Here is a 17510-nt window from a genome sequence, read left to right as displayed (position 1 = left end):
AATAATTTATATAGTTGTTGAAAAATACTATTTTTACTATTAACTAACCCAAAAAAAATAAAAATGAAAAAAATTACGTTATTGTTTGTTTTAAGTTCGTTTTTAAGTTTTGCTCAGTCAAATACTGAAAAAATTCAATCTTATTTAAACGAAAACCATCAAAAATTCGATCTTACAAAAGCTGATGTATCTGATTGGGTTGTTGAAAGTACTTCAAATTCAACAGCTTCTAATGTAGATATTTACTATGTATTACAACGCTATCAAGGTATTGAAATTTTTAGAGGTTTGTCTAATTTTGCTATTAAAAATGGCGATGTTATTTATGTAGGCAATAGATTTGTTTCTCATGTTTCAGAAAAAATCAATACTACTACACCACTTATTTCCATGCAAACAGCATTGAACAAAGCTTATATTGATGCGGGGATTACAAACCACGAACCATTTCTTGTTTTAGAGTCTGGTTCCAATCATAAGGCAACTCTTTCAAACGGCATAGGTATTGAGGAACCCGTATTGGCCAATTTGGTTTTTCAACAAACCAAGCAGAATTTAAAATTGGCTTGGGATTTTACATTTTATACACCAAAACACGACCATGGTTGGAGCGTTAGAATAGACGCTACAAATGGTCAGGTTTTAGAGAAAAATGATATTGTAATTTCTTGTCATTTTGACAAAACAAATTCATGCCACGAAAGTTCAATTGAAAAAAATCCTTTTGATTTGAATTTTCATAAAAAAAATAATAGCATTTTAAACGCTACTAATGTTTTGGGTGGGTCATATAGAGTAATCCCTTTTAATTACGAAAGTCCATCTCATTCACCATTTCAATTGGTTACCAATCCAGAGGATGCAACAGCTTCGCCAAAAGGTTGGCATGATACCAATACATTAGCAGGTACCACTGCTTCATTGAAATATACTATTACACGAGGCAACAACGTTTGGGCTCGAACAGATTATAGTGGTACTAACCCAACTGTTGGTTCTACAACCATTACCGCAAATGGATATAGTCCAGACGGAGGAGCCTCTTTGGTATTTGATTTTCCATATTCTGGTACCAGCGTTGCGGCCAACAATTCAGTAAAAGCAGCTTGTACAAACTTATTTTATATGAATAATATATCTCATGATGTTTGGCAACACTACGGTTTTGATGAAGCGAGTGGCAATTTTCAACAAACTAATTATACAGGAGCAACAGGATCTGCTGATTTTGTGTATGGAGATGCTCAAGATGGCTCGACCATAACACCGACACCATCTTTAAACAATGCAAATTTTTCTACTCCAATAGATGGACAAAAACCAAGAATGCAAATGTTCTTATGGTCTGTTGCACCACAATTGAAACCATTAATTGTAACAGCACCAAGTGTAATTGCAGGAGACTATTATGCTAAGCAAAACTCGTTTTCGCCTGGACATGTGGATTTGCCGTTGGCACCAAATTTTATACAATCGGATCTCGTAAAATATGATGATGGTACCCCAGATGTGGGTCAAACAGATAATGCAGATGGCTGTGGAGCTGCTGTAAATGCTGCCGCCATTAATGGACATATTGCCATCATTAGACGTTCTACATCTGCAGCAAACGGAGGAACACCTTGTGCTTTTACTGAAAAAGTGAAGAATGCTCAAAATGCAGGTGCCATTGCCGTTATTATTGTTGATAATGTTGATGCAACGTACCCAATTGGAATGTCTGGCGCCGATGCTACAATTACTATTCCAGCTATTGCAGTAACCAAAGCAGTTGGTGATTTAATTTTTGCAAAAATGGCTTTAGGTACTGTAAACGTAAAACTGCAATTACCAGCTAATTACACCCCTTTTGTAAATACAGATGGTGATTTTGATAATGGTGTTATAGCACATGAGTATGGGCATGGCATTTCAACACGTTTAACTGGTGGAAAAAACAATTCAAGTTGCCTCCAAAATACAGATCAGGCTGGAGAAGGTTGGTCTGATTGGTTTGCCTTAATGCTTCAATTAAAACCAGGTGATGTTAGTACAACACCTCACGGAATAGGAACATTTGTTTATTCAGAACCTGTAACGGGTGATGGAATTAGAGATTATCCTTATACAACAGATATGACTGTTAATCCAATGACTTATAACACAACCAATAGTTATCAATATATGGACACGAATGGTCTAGAACAGACAGAAATTCATGGAACTGGTTCTGTTTGGACAACAGTATTATGGGATTTGACATGGGCATATATTAACAAATATGGATATAATGACAATAAATATACGGGTACTGGCGGTAATAATAAATTGATGAGAATTGTTTTGGATGCTTTAAAATTGCAACCATGTAGTCCGTCATTTGTCGATTCAAGAAATGCAATAATTGCAGCAGATCAAGCCATCACTGGTGGAGTAGATTATTGTATGATTTGGGAAGTTTTTGCACGAAGAGGGTTAGGTGTCAATGCTAGTGCTGGCGATACTAATGTAGGTAACGACCAAGTAGCTGATTTTACTACACCTCCTGCAGGACCTAATTGTACCTTAGGAACAACAAATTTTGATCAAAATTCGTTATTTGAAGTGTATCCTAACCCATCAAATGGAGTTTACAATTTGAGAATAAATAATTTTGTCGGAAAAATTACTACTCAAGTAGTAGATATTAATGGTAGAATAGTTTTGAACACCACTGAAGATTTTAATAATGAAAAAGAATTGAACATTAGTAGCTTACAATCAGGTATTTATATATTGAAAATCATGGGAGAAAAAATAAATTATGCTACTAAAATTATAAAAAATTGATTTAAAATTTAACTAATTAAAATTTTTAAAAACACTCTACTTTTTGAGTGTTTTTTTATATATTTGTTTCAAATTATAAAATCCCAATTTACCTAAAAAACTAAAACATTCTTAATAAAAAATTTAAAAACCACTTATTTATGAAATTTCAAAAAAGTACCTTATGTATTATTATGATACTTTGTTCCACTTTGAGTTTTGCTCAAAATACAAAGTATGTGCCTGATAAAACGTATCAAAAAAGTTTAAAATTTGATCAAAATACAACAGTTCGAGAGGCAGAAAGTAGATTTATGCAACTTTATGATTTGGACAAAAAAGGGCATTTTAAATCGATACAAGAAAATAAAGATGACAAAGGAACAGTACATCAACGAAAACAACAGTTTTACCAAAATCTAAAAGTAGAGTTTGGTACAGTAATCACACATATCAATTCTAAAGGATTTGTGTCTATGATAAATGGTGAATTGTATAACCCAAAACAATTGAACCTTGTTCCAACTTTGACAGCTATTGAAGCTTTTGATTTGGTTTTAAAAAATCAAAAAGCTAAAAAATACTTATGGGAAGATGCTGAACAGGCCAATTTGGTTGCTTACTCAAAACCGAAAGGGGAGTTACTCATTTTTCCATTAGTATTGCAAAATGAAGTAAGGCTAGCTTACAAATTTGACCTCTATTCCATCGACCCAATTGCTCGAGAAGAGGTATATATTGATGCTCATAACGGGAATATTTTATATAAAAACCCTATTATTAAACATGCCAATACTATAAAGAAGATTGAAAATGAAGTTACAGAAATCAATCAAATGAGCAATTTAATTTTAGGAACTGCAAATACAAAATACAGCGGTACAAGATCTATTGAAACTACTTTTAATGCTAGTTTAAATAAATATGTTTTAGCTGATGCAACACGGGGCAATGGTATTGTAACCTACAATTGTGAACGTTTGGCAGGAACGTATCAAAATGTTCATTTTAAAGATAATGATAATAATTGGACTACCGCAGAACATGCTAATACCTTTTGGGACAATGCGGCTTTGGATGCCCATTGGGGTGCAGCAATGACTTATGATTTTTGGAAAACAATTTTTAATAGAAATAGTTTTGACAACAATAATGCTCAAATAAAAAGTTATGTGCATTACAGACAATCTACAACCAATTATAACAACGCTTTTTGGAATGGATCTTTTATGACGTATGGCGATGGCAATGCAAAACCACTTACAACTATTGATGTATGTGGTCATGAAATTGGACATGCAGTTTGTACACATACAGCAAATTTGGCTTATCAAAATCAATCTGGAGCAATAAACGAAGGATATTCTGATATATGGGGGGCTTGCATTGAGCATTTTGGTCGCACAGGGTCGTTTACTGGAACTCCCGTAGTTGCAGTTTGGCAAGTTGGCGAAGATCTTGGTGGCGGTGGCTTTAGATCGATGAACAATCCTTTGTCTAAAGGGGATCCAGATACTTTTATGGGGACCAATTGGGTTGAAACTGCCGATGAAGGCACTTGTTCGCCAAATTCTAATAACGATCATTGTGGGGTACATACCAATAGTGGAGTGTTGAACAGATGGTTTTATATTTTGTCAGCAGGTGGCTCTGGCACTAATAATGCTCCTATACCTGATACTTATTCGGTAACAGGAATTGGTATTCAAAAAGCAGCCAAGATTGCTTATTTTGCAGAAAGAGATTATTTGACACCCAATGCTACCTATTTTGATGTTCGAGAAGCAACACTTAATGTAGTAAACGAATTGTATTGTGCAACAAGTGCCGAAGCTGAATCGGTTACTAATGCTTGGTTTTCTGTTAATGTTGGCTCAAGTTATGTAAGTTATACTACAGATTTAGCCGTAAAAAAACCTACTACTACCACAACTTTAAGCTGTAGTAATACAACGTTTGCTATTACAGTTCCAATAGAAAACCACGGGTTGAATAACATTAATGCAACCACTTTAGCCTACAATATTGATGGCGGTACGAATACTAATGTTTCTTGGACAGGAAATATGGCTGCTTGTACAGCAAGTTCGGTGCCAATTTCAATTAATTTGAGTGCCGTTCCTTATGGTGCACATGTATTAAATATTACAGGAAATCTTACAGGAGATTTGAATGTAGCGAATAACACTATTGCAATACCTTTTTTCAAAAATACGGCAGCAGCAACCAATAGTATCAATACTTTTGAAGCGGCTTCAGACAATCTTATAGCCTACAACGATGGTACTTCGGGAGTATTGTGGCAACGTGGAACTTCTTCTAAAACAACACTTACCAATACCATTGCGGGTTCTCAAGTATATGCCACATCATTAACGGGTACTTATCCAGCTGAAACCAAATCGTATTTGGTATCTCATTGCTATGATTTGAGTCAAATGTCAAATCCAATTTTAAAGTTTGATATGGCTTTTGATTTGGAAAACGAATTTGATATTTTATATATGGAATATTCAACAAATGGCACCACATGGAACTTGCTTGGAACTGTAAATGATGCCAATTGGTACAACAGCAATGCGTTATGTGATAATTGTGTTGGTGGCGAATGGACAGGTGAAGCCAATTTAGCAAATGGAAGCACAACAAACGGTACAAAAAAAGAATACAGTTATAACTTGAATGCTTTAGCTGCCAATACTAATATAGTATTTAGATTTGTTTTTCAATCCGATCCAGCGGTGGAGGAAGACGGTGTAATTATCGACAATTTTCAAATTACAACCACTAGTTTGTCCAACAATACTTTTGATAGCAAACTTTTTGAGGTTTATCCTAATCCATCAAATGGTATTTATAATTTGAAAATCCCTAAATTTGTAGGTAAAATCAATATTCAAATAGTTGATATTAACGGAAGGGTAATTTTAAATCAAATTAATGAAGATTTTAATAACGAAAAAACCATAAATTTAAGCGCTTTTCAATCAGGAGTATATGTATTGAAAATTTCGGGGAACGATTTTAATTTTTCTCAAAAATTAATCAAAAATTAATCAAAAATTAAACAATATTCATCAAAACCAAAAAAAAACACTCTAATTTATTAGGGTGTTTTTTTTATAATATCTATCGAATCCTTTATCTTTGCTTTTTTAATATCTTGCGGAATAGCTATTCGATGACTTATAAGTTAAAAGGAGAATAATTTTCAAGACACAAAATAACATTTGTTTAACAAAGCTCCATTTGAAAAATAGTACTTTTGACGCAATAATTTTATAAATTTTAAATGAAAAAAATCTTAATCATCGTTTTTTTATTATTTCCAATTTGGATTTTTTCCCAAACAGATTTAAATGAAAAATCCCCTTCTGGTAGTCGTAAATCATTGATAATCAATCATGATAAAGATAAGCCAAAGGCCAAAATAGATCAATATAGAATAATTTCCCTTCAAAAAGACACTACTTATTTAGACACGTCATTGACAATTAAAAGTTTGTATAAATTTAATTTTTTAAGAAAAGATATTTTCGGATTATTGCCATTTGCAAACGAAGGACAAACTTATAATTCACTCACATTCAATGCGGCACCCACATCTGTATTGCCAGAAATAGGGTTTAATGCTAAACAATTTAATTTTGTATCCGCTCAAAAGGTCAAATACTATTCTGTTGCTACCCCACTCACTGATTTGTATTTTAAAACCGTGATGGAACAAGGTCAAACGGTAGAGGCGTTGATAGCCATAAATACTTCCGAAAGGCTCAATTTTTCTGTTGGTTTCAAGGGTTTACGGTCTTTGGGCAAATACATCAATCAGCTATCTAGTACGGGGAATTTTGTATTTACAACAAGTTATAAAACCAAAAATAACCGCTATGTGGCCCATGCTCATTTTACGGGACAGGATTTTACGAATGGCGAAAATGGCGGTATAACAACACTTACCGATTTTACATCTGGAAGTGATGATTTCAAAAACAGAGCCCGACTTAATGTCTATCTAACCAATGCCAAAACAATTTTGAAAGGCAAAAGATTTTTTCTAGACCATACATTCAATTTGGTAAATCAAAAAGATATTACATTAGCATTGCATCATCAAGTCAATTACGAAAATAAATTTTACAATTACAATCAGGTTACAGTCCCTAGTACTATTGGAAACAGCAGTGTCAATCGATTTGGGACTTCTTATTTGTCTCACAATATCAACGACGATACCAATTATAATAAACTGTACAACCAAGTTGGATTAGTATTTGAATCAAATAAAATAGGTAAAATAAATGTGTTTATTGATGATTTCAGAGATAATTCATATTATAATAAAATCCTTATAATTAATGGAAATACAATTAGCAGCGTTTTAAAACATAAAATCAACAGTATTGGCGGGCAATATTCCTACCAAAAAAACCAATGGAGTGGCTACTTTAAGTTTTCTAACGATTTGTCGCAACAAAGGACTTCTAATACAGAAGGGCAATTACAATATCAACTAAAAGATCAAAATTATTTGGCTGTAAAAATTCAGAATACGAATAAAATACCTGATAATACTTATAATTTATTTCAAAGTAGTTATTTGAGATACAATTGGTCAAATCAATTTCAAAATGAAAAAACCAAAAATATAAGCCTTTTGGCAAAAACAAAATGGGTTGATGCCCAAATGCAAGCCAGTATTTTGAACGATCATTTGTATTTTAGCAACGATAGCATTAGTTCTCAAATTATATCGCCAAAACAATTTCAAGGCACCATCCAATATTATTCTTTAAAATTAAGCCGTGAATTGAAATACAAAAAATGGGCTTTGGACAATACCATTATGTTTCAGGAAGTGAATCAAGATCAGAAAATTTTAAATTTACCTTCAATAATCACAAGAAATTCTTTGTATTTTTCAGATTATTATTTCAAAAAAGCTTTGTTTTTGCAAACAGGAGTTACCGTTAATTATTTTTCAAAATACTATGCCAACGATTACAACCCTGTTGTGTCTGAGTTTTTTGTACAAAAACAAACAAAAATTGGAGGCTATCCAAATTTAGATTTTTTTATCAATGGCCGTATCAGGCAAACCAGAATATTTTTGATAGCCGAACATTTTAATGCTAGTTTTTCTGGTTACAATTATCTAACAGCTCCAAACTATCCTTACCGTGATTTTATGGTACGATTTGGATTAGTATGGAATTTCTTTCAATAAAAAGTTACTTTTTTTAATATAAAAAATATAAAATGAACTACGCAAAAAACATACTCGAAACCATTGGCAATACTCCACTAGTGCGGTTAAACAAAATTACCAAAGACATAGACGCACTTGTATTGGCAAAAGTGGAAACATTTAATCCAGGAAATTCCATAAAAGATAGAATGGCCGTAAAAATGGTTGAAGATGCCGAAGCCGACGGCCGACTTCGACCTGGAGGTACAATAATTGAAGGCACATCGGGCAATACTGGCATGGGATTGGCATTGGCAGCTATTGTAAAAGGGTATAAATTAATTTGTGTAATTACAGACAAACAGTCTAAAGAAAAAGTGGATATTCTTAGAGCAGTTGGTGCAAAGGTAATTGTTTGCCCTACAGATGTAGAACCCACAGACCCCCGATCATATTATTCTGTATCCAAACGTTTGGGAACTGAAATTCCTAACTCTTGGTATGTCAATCAATACGACAATCCATCAAATGCACTAGCTCATTATGAACAAACAGGCCCTGAAATATGGGAACAAACCAATGGAAAAATTACACACTTTGTGGTTGGTGTAGGTACGGGCGGCACCATTTCGGGGGTGGCCAAATATTTAAAAGAAAAAAATCCAAATATCAAAATTTGGGGAGTAGATACGTATGGATCTGTATTTAAAAAATACCACGAAACAGGAATTTTTGACGAAAATGAAATTTATTCTTACATAACAGAAGGTATTGGAGAAGATATTTTGCCAAAAAATGTCGATTTTTCATTGATTGATGGATTTACAAAAGTAACGGATAAAGATGCAGCCGTTTATACAAGAAAAATATCATTGGAAGAAGGTATATTTGTAGGTAATTCTGCTGGTTCTGCCATCAAAGGGGTTTTACAATTAAAGGAACATTTTAAACCCAACGACGTAGTAGTTGTTCTTTTTCATGATAGTGGCAGCCGATATGTTGGCAAAATGTTTAATGACGATTGGATGAGAGAACGGGGATTTTTGGACGAAGACGTTTCAAAAGCTGCCGATATTATCAAAAACAATATCCAATCGCCACTAGTAATTGCTCGTACAGAAGAGCTCGTTTCGCATGCTATTGATAGAATGCGAAAGCACAAAATTTCACAAATTCCTGTTATAGACACTACCGGATTTGTAGGTTCAATTGATGAATCTGATTTGTTTCAGAGTTTTATTTTAGATAAAAATGTGGCCGATAAACCCATCAAAGATATTATGGGCAAACCTTACCCGATTGTAACATTGACTACAACTCTTGAAGAGGTTTCAAAACTTTTTAATAAAGAAAATCAAGCGGTTTTAGTAGATTTAGCTAATGGTAACCATCATATTATTACAAAATCTGATTTGATAGCATCAATAAAATAATATTTTATTTATTTAAAATTAACAGCTGTGTGTTTTTTATGTAAAACTAACAGCTGTTTTTTATTTTATAAAATATTTTTTTGTATAAAAAATATTTTATAAATTGCACTTCCTATTATTGTTTTGATGAAAGAAGACTTTTTACATTATATATGGAAGTTTAAGAAATTTAATTTTACCCATCTCCAAACTACTACTGGAGAGGAGGTTGTTATTGTAAATGTTGGTCAGTATTTGCAATTGGCTGGCCCTGATTTTTTTAATGCCCAAATGATTATAGGGCAGCAAAAATGGGCAGGCAACATTGAAATACATCTTAAATCATCGGATTGGTATGTGCATCATCATGAAGATAATGAAGTTTATCAAAATATAATCCTACATGTTGTTTGGGAACACGATACCGAAATATACCGTAAAGACAACTCAGAAATACCTGTTTTGGAACTTAAAAATTATGTTTCTTCAGATTTAATACATCAATACCAGGCTTTGATTTCGCCTAAAACTTGGATTTTTTGCGAAAATCATTTGCAACATATTGATGAATTTATGTTTAAAAATTGGCTCGAACGCTTGTTTTATGAACGCTTGGAACGCAAATCAAAACCCATTTTAGAGCTAGCAACTAAATGGAATAACGACTGGGAGACGGTCTTGTTTCACATGTTGGCCAAAAATTTTGGACTCAATACAAACGGTGACACTTTTCAACAGATGGCACAAGCAATACCTTTTCAGATTATAAGAAAAGAGTCGTTTGAAGTAGAAAATATTGAGGCTTTGTTGTTTGGAACTTCCGGACTATTAGATGCTGATAAAGAAGATGTATATTTTAAAGATATGAAATTTCGATATTTTTATTTGCTTCACAAATACCAATTAGAACAACAAATAGTGGCTCCATTACAATTTTTTAAACACAGACCAGATAATTTCCCTACAATTAGAATATCTCAATGGGCAAATGTATATCACAAACAACAAAATTTGTTTTCAAAAATAATTGATACTTTAGATTTAGAAACGATTTATGAGTTGTTTCAAGTGTCGGTTTCTGACTATTGGAAAACACATTATCAATTTGACAAGTCAAGTGTTTTCAAAAATAAAAGTTTAACCAAATCATTCATAGATTTGTTGATAATCAATACTTTAGTACCTATTCAGTTTGCCTATTTTAAAAGCATTGGCAAAGAAATTTCTGAAAAATTGATTGGGTTATTGATGCAAATTTCACCCGAAAAAAATGCAAAAATAACCAAGTTCAAATCCTTTGGTATCGATGCTCAAAATGCTTTCGAGTCACAATCGCTTTTACAATTGAAGAATGCCTATTGCGAGTCAAAAAAATGTTTGGATTGTGCCATTGGGACTACAATATTAAAAAATAAATAAAAATGATCAATCAATTAAAATATTTCTTGGAACGATATGGTTTTCATGTATCTTCCAGATTGGCAGACAAATTAGGTATGCGAGCTTCAAATGTTCGGTTGTTTTTTATCTACATTTCATTTGTAACCATTGGACTTGGATTTGGAATGTATTTGACATTGGCTTTTTGGATCAAATTGAAAGATATGATAAAAGCCAAACGAACTTCTGTTTTTGATTTGTAAGATAAAAGGTATGAATACACAAGAAGTACAAAAATTATTAGTTTTTACAAACGGTGAACGAAAAGGGCTATTTGGCTTATTTTTGTTGATTATTTTATTGCAGATATTGTATTTTTCTTATCATTTTTGGTGGACTCAACCCGCTCCACCACAAGATGCCCATTGGCTTTCTGTCAAGTTAGAAGCTTTACCCAATGGAGGTACCGATTTTAAAACCAAAGTGATCATTTATCCGTTTAATCCTAATTTTTTAACAGATTATAAAGGATACAAATTTGGCATGACCACTACCGAAATAGATCGGCTATTTGCCTTTAGAAAACAAAACAAATTTGTCAATTCAGCCGCAGAATTTCAGCAAGTTACAAAGGTTTCGGATGCTGTATTGAACCAAATGAAACCGTATTTTAAATTTCCAGATTGGGTAAATCAATCAACATCAAAAAACTTTGATCAAACAAAATATTCCAAAAATAAGGATGTAAATGTTGTAATCAAGGATTTGAATGGGGCTACAAAGGCTGATTTGATGGAAGTTTACGGCATTGGAGATGCCATTTCAGATAGGATTTTGAATGAAAAAGCCAAATTTGGCTGTTTTGTATCTATGGAACAACTATCATACATTTGGGGAATATCGCCTGAAGTAGTTCAAAAAATGAAACAACAATTTAAAATAACTACAACAACAAGTGCCATTAAAATAAATATCAATATGGCATCTGTAAAAGAATTATCACAGTTCCCATATTTCAACTATTCCATATCAAAAGACATCGTGAAGTATAGAACCATGAACGGTGATTTTAAAAATATTGACGATTTGTCAAAAATAAATGGAATTTCTGTTGATAAATTAAAAATAATTGCTGTATATTTGGAATTCTAAAAAATTATCATCAATATGGACTTTAGTTACAACGAAACACAACAAATGATTGCACAATCTATTAAAGATTTTGCCGAAAAAAACATCCGTCCTTTTATGATGGAATGGGACGAATTGCAGTTTTTTCCTTTAGATTTGTTTAAAAAATTAGGAGAAATGGGTTTTATGGGCGTATTGGTACCCGAATCTTTAGGTGGTTCTGGCTTAGGCTATCATGAATATATTACAATTATTGAGGAAATTTCAAAAGTCGATTCTTCAATAGGTTTGTCTGTTGCGGCACATAATTCGTTGTGTACCAATCATATCCTTACATTTGGCAGCGACGAACAAAAGCAAAAATGGATACCAAGTTTGGCTTCAGGAGCAAGTATTGGAGCGTGGGGACTCACGGAACACAACACGGGGTCTGATGCAGGAGGGATGAATACGACAGCCATCAAATCTGGCGATCATTGGATATTGAATGGAGCCAAAAATTTTATAACCCATGCTATTTCTGGTGATATTGCAGTAGTAATTGCCCGAACGGGCGAGAAAGGCGACTCCAAAGGAATGACGGCTTTTGTATTAGAAAAAGGCATGAAAGGGTTTACATCTGGTAAAAAAGAAAATAAACTAGGCATGCGTGCCTCGGAAACAGCCGAGCTGATTTTTGACCAATGTGAAGTGCCAGATGCCAATAGGCTAGGCGAAGTAGGGCAGGGGTTTATTCAGGCTATGAAAATACTTGATGGAGGCCGCATTTCTATTGGTGCTCTATCACTTGGAATAGCAAAAGGTGCTTATGAAGCAGCTTTGAAATATTCAAAAGAGCGGCATCAATTTGGAAAACCAATTTCGGATTTTCAAGGAATTTCTTTTAAATTGGCCGACATGGCAACAGAAATTGAAGCATCGGAATTGTTATTACACAAGGCTGCTTATTTGAAAGAAAATCATTTACCTGTAACCACTATGGGGGCCATGGCCAAAATGTATGCTTCCGAAGTTTGTTGTAAAGTAGCCTCTGAAGCCATTCAAATTCATGGCGGATATGGTTATACAAAAGATTTTCCTGTCGAAAAATTTTATCGCGATGCAAAACTTTGTACCATTGGCGAAGGTACTACGGAAATTCAAAAAGTGGTTATAGCTAAAAATTTATTGAAACAATAAGTAATGAAGCCAGTATTTTGACATTAACAACTATAAAATAAAAAATAATTATTATGTTGTAAGTGTGTTAAATAAATAAGATTAATTTTATTATTTTATTATAAAAAGCATTTTATATTTATAAATTGTTTTTTTTTACTTACTAAATACGATAATTATATTTTAAATTGCTTAATCAAAGATTTATTTTTTTTATTAGAAATAAAGTTGTAGTTTTGCAACCTTAACGAGAGGAGGTGTCAAAATTATGTTAATTATACCAATTAAAGACGGAGAAAATATAGATAGAGCGTTGAAACGTTACAAAAGAAAATTTGATAAAACAGGAACTGTTCGTCAATTAAGAGCACGTCAAGCTTTTATTAAACCATCTGTAACCAATAGAATGAAAATTCAGAAAGCTGCTTACATACAAAACATGAAAGATAGTTTAGAAAGTTAATATTTTTGAATTTTATAGCATGTTAAAAATTAAAAACCAATACTTTGATTATACAAAGTATTGGTTTTTTAGATTTATATATATTACGAATATTCTTTTTTTATTTACAAATATTATAAAATAGACAGATGCAAGAGGATAATTTATCAGCATTAAATGACGCTGAATTACTAAAGGCTTTTAAAAAAATGAAATCTACTCAAATTACCAATGCTATATTAATTGGCTTCTTGATAGGAGTTGGTTTGTATAGTACCGTAAAAAAAGGCATAGGTTTTTTTACTTTTTTCCTTTATTCTTTGTTTTAATCCTTTTAAATCAGAATAAAAAAAGCAAAATCATTAAAAAGTAAAAAGCTTATAAAAATGAAGTAAAATTAAGAAATTTATATTAATAGTGATGTATTTTCTATAAAAAAAACAGTTGCATTATTATTTCAATGAACTGTTTTTTTGATATTTACTCTAGCGGTTTATATAGTTCAATTTTTGGCTAACTTTCTTAAATCACGTGCCAAAAGCGTGTTTTTTAGTAGCATGGCTATTGTCATAGGGCCTACACCGCCTGGTACAGGGGTAATAAACGAAGCTTTTTTGCTTACTTCTTCAAAATCTACATCGCCTGTAATAACATATCCCTTTTCTGAATTGGGGTCTTCAACTCTTGTAATGCCAACGTCTATTACTACAACACCATCTTTTACCATATTGGCTTTCAGATAATTAGGAACACCCAAAGCCGTAATAATAATGTCTGCCTGAATGGTAATTTCTTCGATATTTTTGGTATAACTATGAGTCAAAGTTACAGTCGAATTGCCAGGAAAACCTTTTCGTCCCATCAAAATACTCATGGGTCTGCCCACAATATGGCTTCGTCCAATAACTACGGTGTGCTTTCCTTTGGTTTCTACTTTATATCTTTCGAGCAATTCCATGATACCAAATGGTGTGGCAGGAATAAATGTAGTCATATCTAAAGCCATTTTTCCGAAATTTTCAGGATGAAAACCATCAACATCTTTGCTAGGATCTATGGCCATAAGCACTTTTTGAGTGTCAATTTGTTCTGGCAAAGGCAGTTGTACAATAAATCCATCAATATGATCGTCTTGATTGAGTTCCTTAATTTTTTTCAACAACTCAATTTCTGATGTGGTATTGGGCATGTTGATCAAAGTAGAGTCAAAACCCACCTTTTCGCAAGCCTTTACTTTGCTGCCCACATAAGTTAGACTTGCTCCGTCGTTTCCTACGATTATAGCTGCCAAATGTGGCACTTTTTCGTTGTTTTTTTTCATCAAATCAACCTCGGCTTTGATTTCATTTTTGATGTCGTTTGATATTTTTTTCCCGTCTAATAGTTGCATGTTATTTTAGGTTTTAGTATGTAAATAAATGATTCAAATTTATTATTTAATTGTTGTTATTGGTGTTGATTTTGTTATTTTGTAACAAATATAATATCCGTACACTATCATTACTAAACGCTTCGAGTTCTTCATTTTTATGTAATTTGTTCCAATAATTAAAGGCCTTTATTTACTAATTCTTTATAATTACTTGAAACGAAATGCTTCCTTTTCCACCTCTACCGTTTGATATGTTTTTGCTTCAATTGTTATATTTCTATACTTTGAAATTAATTTTTCCAATTCTTCGATGTATTTTGGAAGTAAATTTTCAAAAATTTCTTTCACGGGTCTAATTAAACTCCTATTACGTTTGATTCTTTCTGGGTCCTTTGCATAAACCAAAGCTTGTGTATGACCAAAATGCCATGATAATTTTTCGGGTCATGCTTCAATTGATAACCGTAAAAGCAAGCGCTTGTTTCAACTCATTTTCTAATAATGGAATATTTGCTCTGAAATTATCTAAAAATTGTGCCTCCTCTTTTTAAAAAAATACATTGGTAAATGTACTTTCAAATAATTCAAATTCGTTTTTGTTTTTTGAAGGGTGAAAAAGAATATCTAAATCTGTTTTGTCTAATTTGGTGGACTTGTTCTCAATTAAAGCTTTACCAATTTGATTATTAAAATTTAAAAAATCGTTAGTAATTACTTTGCATCCTTGTTGTTTCAATAAATACCCAACAGATTGCGATCCAGCAAAGGCATCAATTGCAGCGTTTATAATTTTAGTAATAAACTGATTAATCCAAGACAATAAAGTATGCTTTGTGCCTAAATATTGATACTCTTCAAACAGCATGTCAGTGTTTTGTATGTATTTTATTAGTTTAAAATGAAACAAGGTTGAAAAAAATTTAATTAGTCTTTTTCAACCATTGTGTTTATATTATTTATCTTGGCATGGCTCCTCCGCCTTTCATGTTGCCCATCATTTTCATTAAATTTTTGCCTCCTGGTCCTTGCATCATTTTCATCATTTTGCTCATTTGGTCAAATTGTTTCATCAATTGATTTACTTCTTCTATTTTGCGACCCGATCCTTTTGCTATTCTTGTTTTTCTTTTAACATCAATTATGGCTGGTTTTTTGCGTTCGATTGGTGTCATGGAATGGATAATGGCTTCGATATGTTTGAAGGCATCGTCTTCAATTTCTATGTCTTTCATGGCTTTTGATGCTCCTGGTATCATGCCTATCAAATCTTTCATATTACCCATTTTTTTCACTTGTTGAATTTGGGTTAAAAAATCGTCAAAACCAAATTCGTTTTTGGCAATTTTTTTCTGAATTTTACGGGCTTCTTCTTCGTTAAATTGTTCTTGTGCTCTTTCTACTAACGATACCACGTCGCCCATTCCAAGGATACGTTCGGCCATACGTTCTGGATAAAATACATCCAAGGCATCCATTTTTTCGCCTGTTCCTATAAATTTGATGGGTTTATTGACAACAGTTTTGATAGACAAAGCCGCACCACCACGGGTATCTCCATCTAATTTTGTAAGAATAACTCCGTCAAAATTCAATCTGTCGTTAAAGGCTTTTGCGGTGTTTACGGCATCTTGACCCGTCATGGAATCTACCACAAACAAGGTTTCATTTGGTTTGATGGCTTGATGAACATTGGCTATTTCGGTCATCATTTCCTCATCAACTGCTAAACGGCCTGCGGTATCTATAATGACTACGTTGAACCCTTTTTCTTTTGCATATTTAATAGCATTTTGCGAAATTTCTACAGGGTTTTGGTTTCCAATTTCAGAATATACTTCAACATCTATTTGTTTTCCCACTACGTGTAGTTGGTTGATAGCTGCGGGTCTGTAAATATCGCAAGCTACTAAAAGTGGTTTTTTGTGTTTTTTGGTTTTGAGGTAATGGGCTAATTTTCCTGAAAAAGTTGTTTTACCAGATCCTTGTAATCCAGACATCAAAATAATGCTAGGATTGCCCGAAAGGTTGATACCAGCTACATCGCCACCCATTAATTCTGTCAATTCGTCTTTGACTAATTTGACTAATAATTGTCCTGGTTGTAGGGTTGTTAATACGTTTTGACCAATGGCTTTGTCTTTTACTTTTGTAGTAAAATCTTTGGCTATTTTAAAATTAACATCCGCATCCAGCAGGGCTCTTCTTACTTCTTTGAGGGTTTCGGCTACGTTGATTTCGGTTATTTTTCCGTGTCCTTTCAATACGTGAAAGGCTTTATCTAATTTTTCGCTTAAATTACTAAACATGATTTTTTAATTTTGATTTGCAAATATAATATAAACAGCCATAGCTACAAAATAGCAAGCAATCAAAGTTTGTTTTTTTTGAGGATTTAATCAAGTTGGTATTGTAAATGGTTTTTTTGGAGTGTAAGATTTATACCAAATATACATATAATACCAAACACTCATATAAAATTGCCCAATCTGCTAGCTCTTTTTCTCCAAATATTTCACAAAAAAATAATTACGTAGCCCAGCTATGAAATGATTTTTTTATAAAATCTTGAAAAAAAATAGCCTTACATTTTTAGACTATTTTATAGAAGTGTTTGGTATAAAATAGCCCAATCTATTGGTTCTT

Annotated in this window: 13 protein-coding genes; 10 read left to right on the top strand and 3 right to left on the bottom strand. The window is 32.8% G+C overall.

The genetic code is table 11. From position 1 onward, the window contains the following. The first annotated feature begins 63 nt into the window (after nt 1-63). The 10 genes from B0A58_RS02290 (at nt 64) to B0A58_RS02245 (ending at nt 13824) form a co-directional block, all read left to right on the top strand. On the top strand, nt 64-2808 hold the full coding sequence (locus B0A58_RS02290; protein WP_089079710.1) for a T9SS-dependent M36 family metallopeptidase: 2745 nt from the start codon (nt 64-66) through the stop codon (nt 2806-2808). Between the two features lie 140 nt (nt 2809-2948). Further along, complete coding sequence (locus B0A58_RS02285; protein ID WP_089079709.1) at nt 2949-5843, top strand: M4 family metallopeptidase; 2895 nt, start codon at nt 2949-2951, stop codon at nt 5841-5843. A 236-nt stretch (nt 5844-6079) separates the two neighbouring features. Then, the gene (locus B0A58_RS02280; RefSeq protein ID WP_089079708.1) at nt 6080-8011 is read left to right on the top strand and encodes a putative porin; all 1932 of its coding nucleotides are present in this window, start codon (nt 6080-6082) and stop codon (nt 8009-8011) included. A 32-nt stretch (nt 8012-8043) separates the two neighbouring features. Then, a complete protein-coding gene (locus B0A58_RS02275) occupies nt 8044-9405 on the top strand; it encodes a pyridoxal-phosphate dependent enzyme (RefSeq protein WP_089079707.1) in 1362 nt (453 codons plus the stop codon). 126 nt (nt 9406-9531) lie between these two features. Continuing rightward, nucleotides 9532-10803 (top strand): DUF2851 family protein, encoded by a 1272-nt coding sequence (locus B0A58_RS02270; RefSeq protein ID WP_089079706.1) that lies wholly within the window; start codon nt 9532-9534, stop codon nt 10801-10803. Nucleotides 10804-10805: 2 nt separating this feature from the next. Beyond that, nucleotides 10806-11027 carry a hypothetical protein gene (locus tag B0A58_RS02265; protein WP_014084818.1) on the top strand — a complete coding sequence of 74 codons (222 nt, stop codon included), beginning with the start codon at nt 10806-10808 and terminating at the stop codon, nt 11025-11027. Between the two features lie 10 nt (nt 11028-11037). Beyond that, nucleotides 11038-11916 (top strand): ComEA family DNA-binding protein, encoded by an 879-nt coding sequence (locus B0A58_RS02260; RefSeq protein ID WP_089079705.1) that lies wholly within the window; start codon nt 11038-11040, stop codon nt 11914-11916. 15 nt (nt 11917-11931) lie between these two features. After that, nucleotides 11932-13074 carry an acyl-CoA dehydrogenase family protein gene (locus tag B0A58_RS02255; RefSeq protein ID WP_089079704.1) on the top strand — a complete coding sequence of 381 codons (1143 nt, stop codon included), beginning with the start codon at nt 11932-11934 and terminating at the stop codon, nt 13072-13074. A gap of 247 nt (nt 13075-13321) precedes the next feature. Next, nucleotides 13322-13516 (top strand): 30S ribosomal protein S21, encoded by a 195-nt coding sequence (rpsU, locus tag B0A58_RS02250; protein ID WP_014084815.1) that lies wholly within the window; start codon nt 13322-13324, stop codon nt 13514-13516. A gap of 128 nt (nt 13517-13644) precedes the next feature. Next, complete coding sequence (locus B0A58_RS02245; RefSeq protein WP_243389431.1) at nt 13645-13824, top strand: hypothetical protein; 180 nt, start codon at nt 13645-13647, stop codon at nt 13822-13824. 173 nt (nt 13825-13997) lie between these two features. Here the strand turns inward: B0A58_RS02245 and B0A58_RS02240 are convergent, their stop codons facing one another. From B0A58_RS02240 to ffh, 3 genes are all read right to left on the bottom strand, one after another. Further along, the gene (locus B0A58_RS02240; protein ID WP_089079703.1) at nt 13998-14885 is read right to left on the bottom strand and encodes a bifunctional 5,10-methylenetetrahydrofolate dehydrogenase/5,10-methenyltetrahydrofolate cyclohydrolase; all 888 of its coding nucleotides are present in this window, start codon (nt 14883-14885) and stop codon (nt 13998-14000) included. Between the two features lie 529 nt (nt 14886-15414). Further along, nucleotides 15415-15732, bottom strand: coding sequence for a DNA adenine methylase (locus B0A58_RS16745; protein ID WP_243389430.1), 318 nt, complete (start codon nt 15730-15732; stop codon nt 15415-15417). Nucleotides 15733-15823: 91 nt separating this feature from the next. Beyond that, the gene (ffh, locus tag B0A58_RS02230) at nt 15824-17173 is read right to left on the bottom strand and encodes a signal recognition particle protein (protein WP_014084812.1); all 1350 of its coding nucleotides are present in this window, start codon (nt 17171-17173) and stop codon (nt 15824-15826) included. Nucleotides 17174-17510 lie beyond the last annotated feature (337 nt).

Origin of the sequence: Flavobacterium branchiophilum NBRC 15030 = ATCC 35035, assembly GCF_002217205.1 — a bacterium.
In the GTDB taxonomy this organism is placed as follows: Bacteria; Bacteroidota; Bacteroidia; order Flavobacteriales; family Flavobacteriaceae; genus Flavobacterium; species Flavobacterium branchiophilum.
Note: the sequence above shows the minus strand (reverse complement) of the source record. Positions and strands in the feature narration are given on the sequence as shown.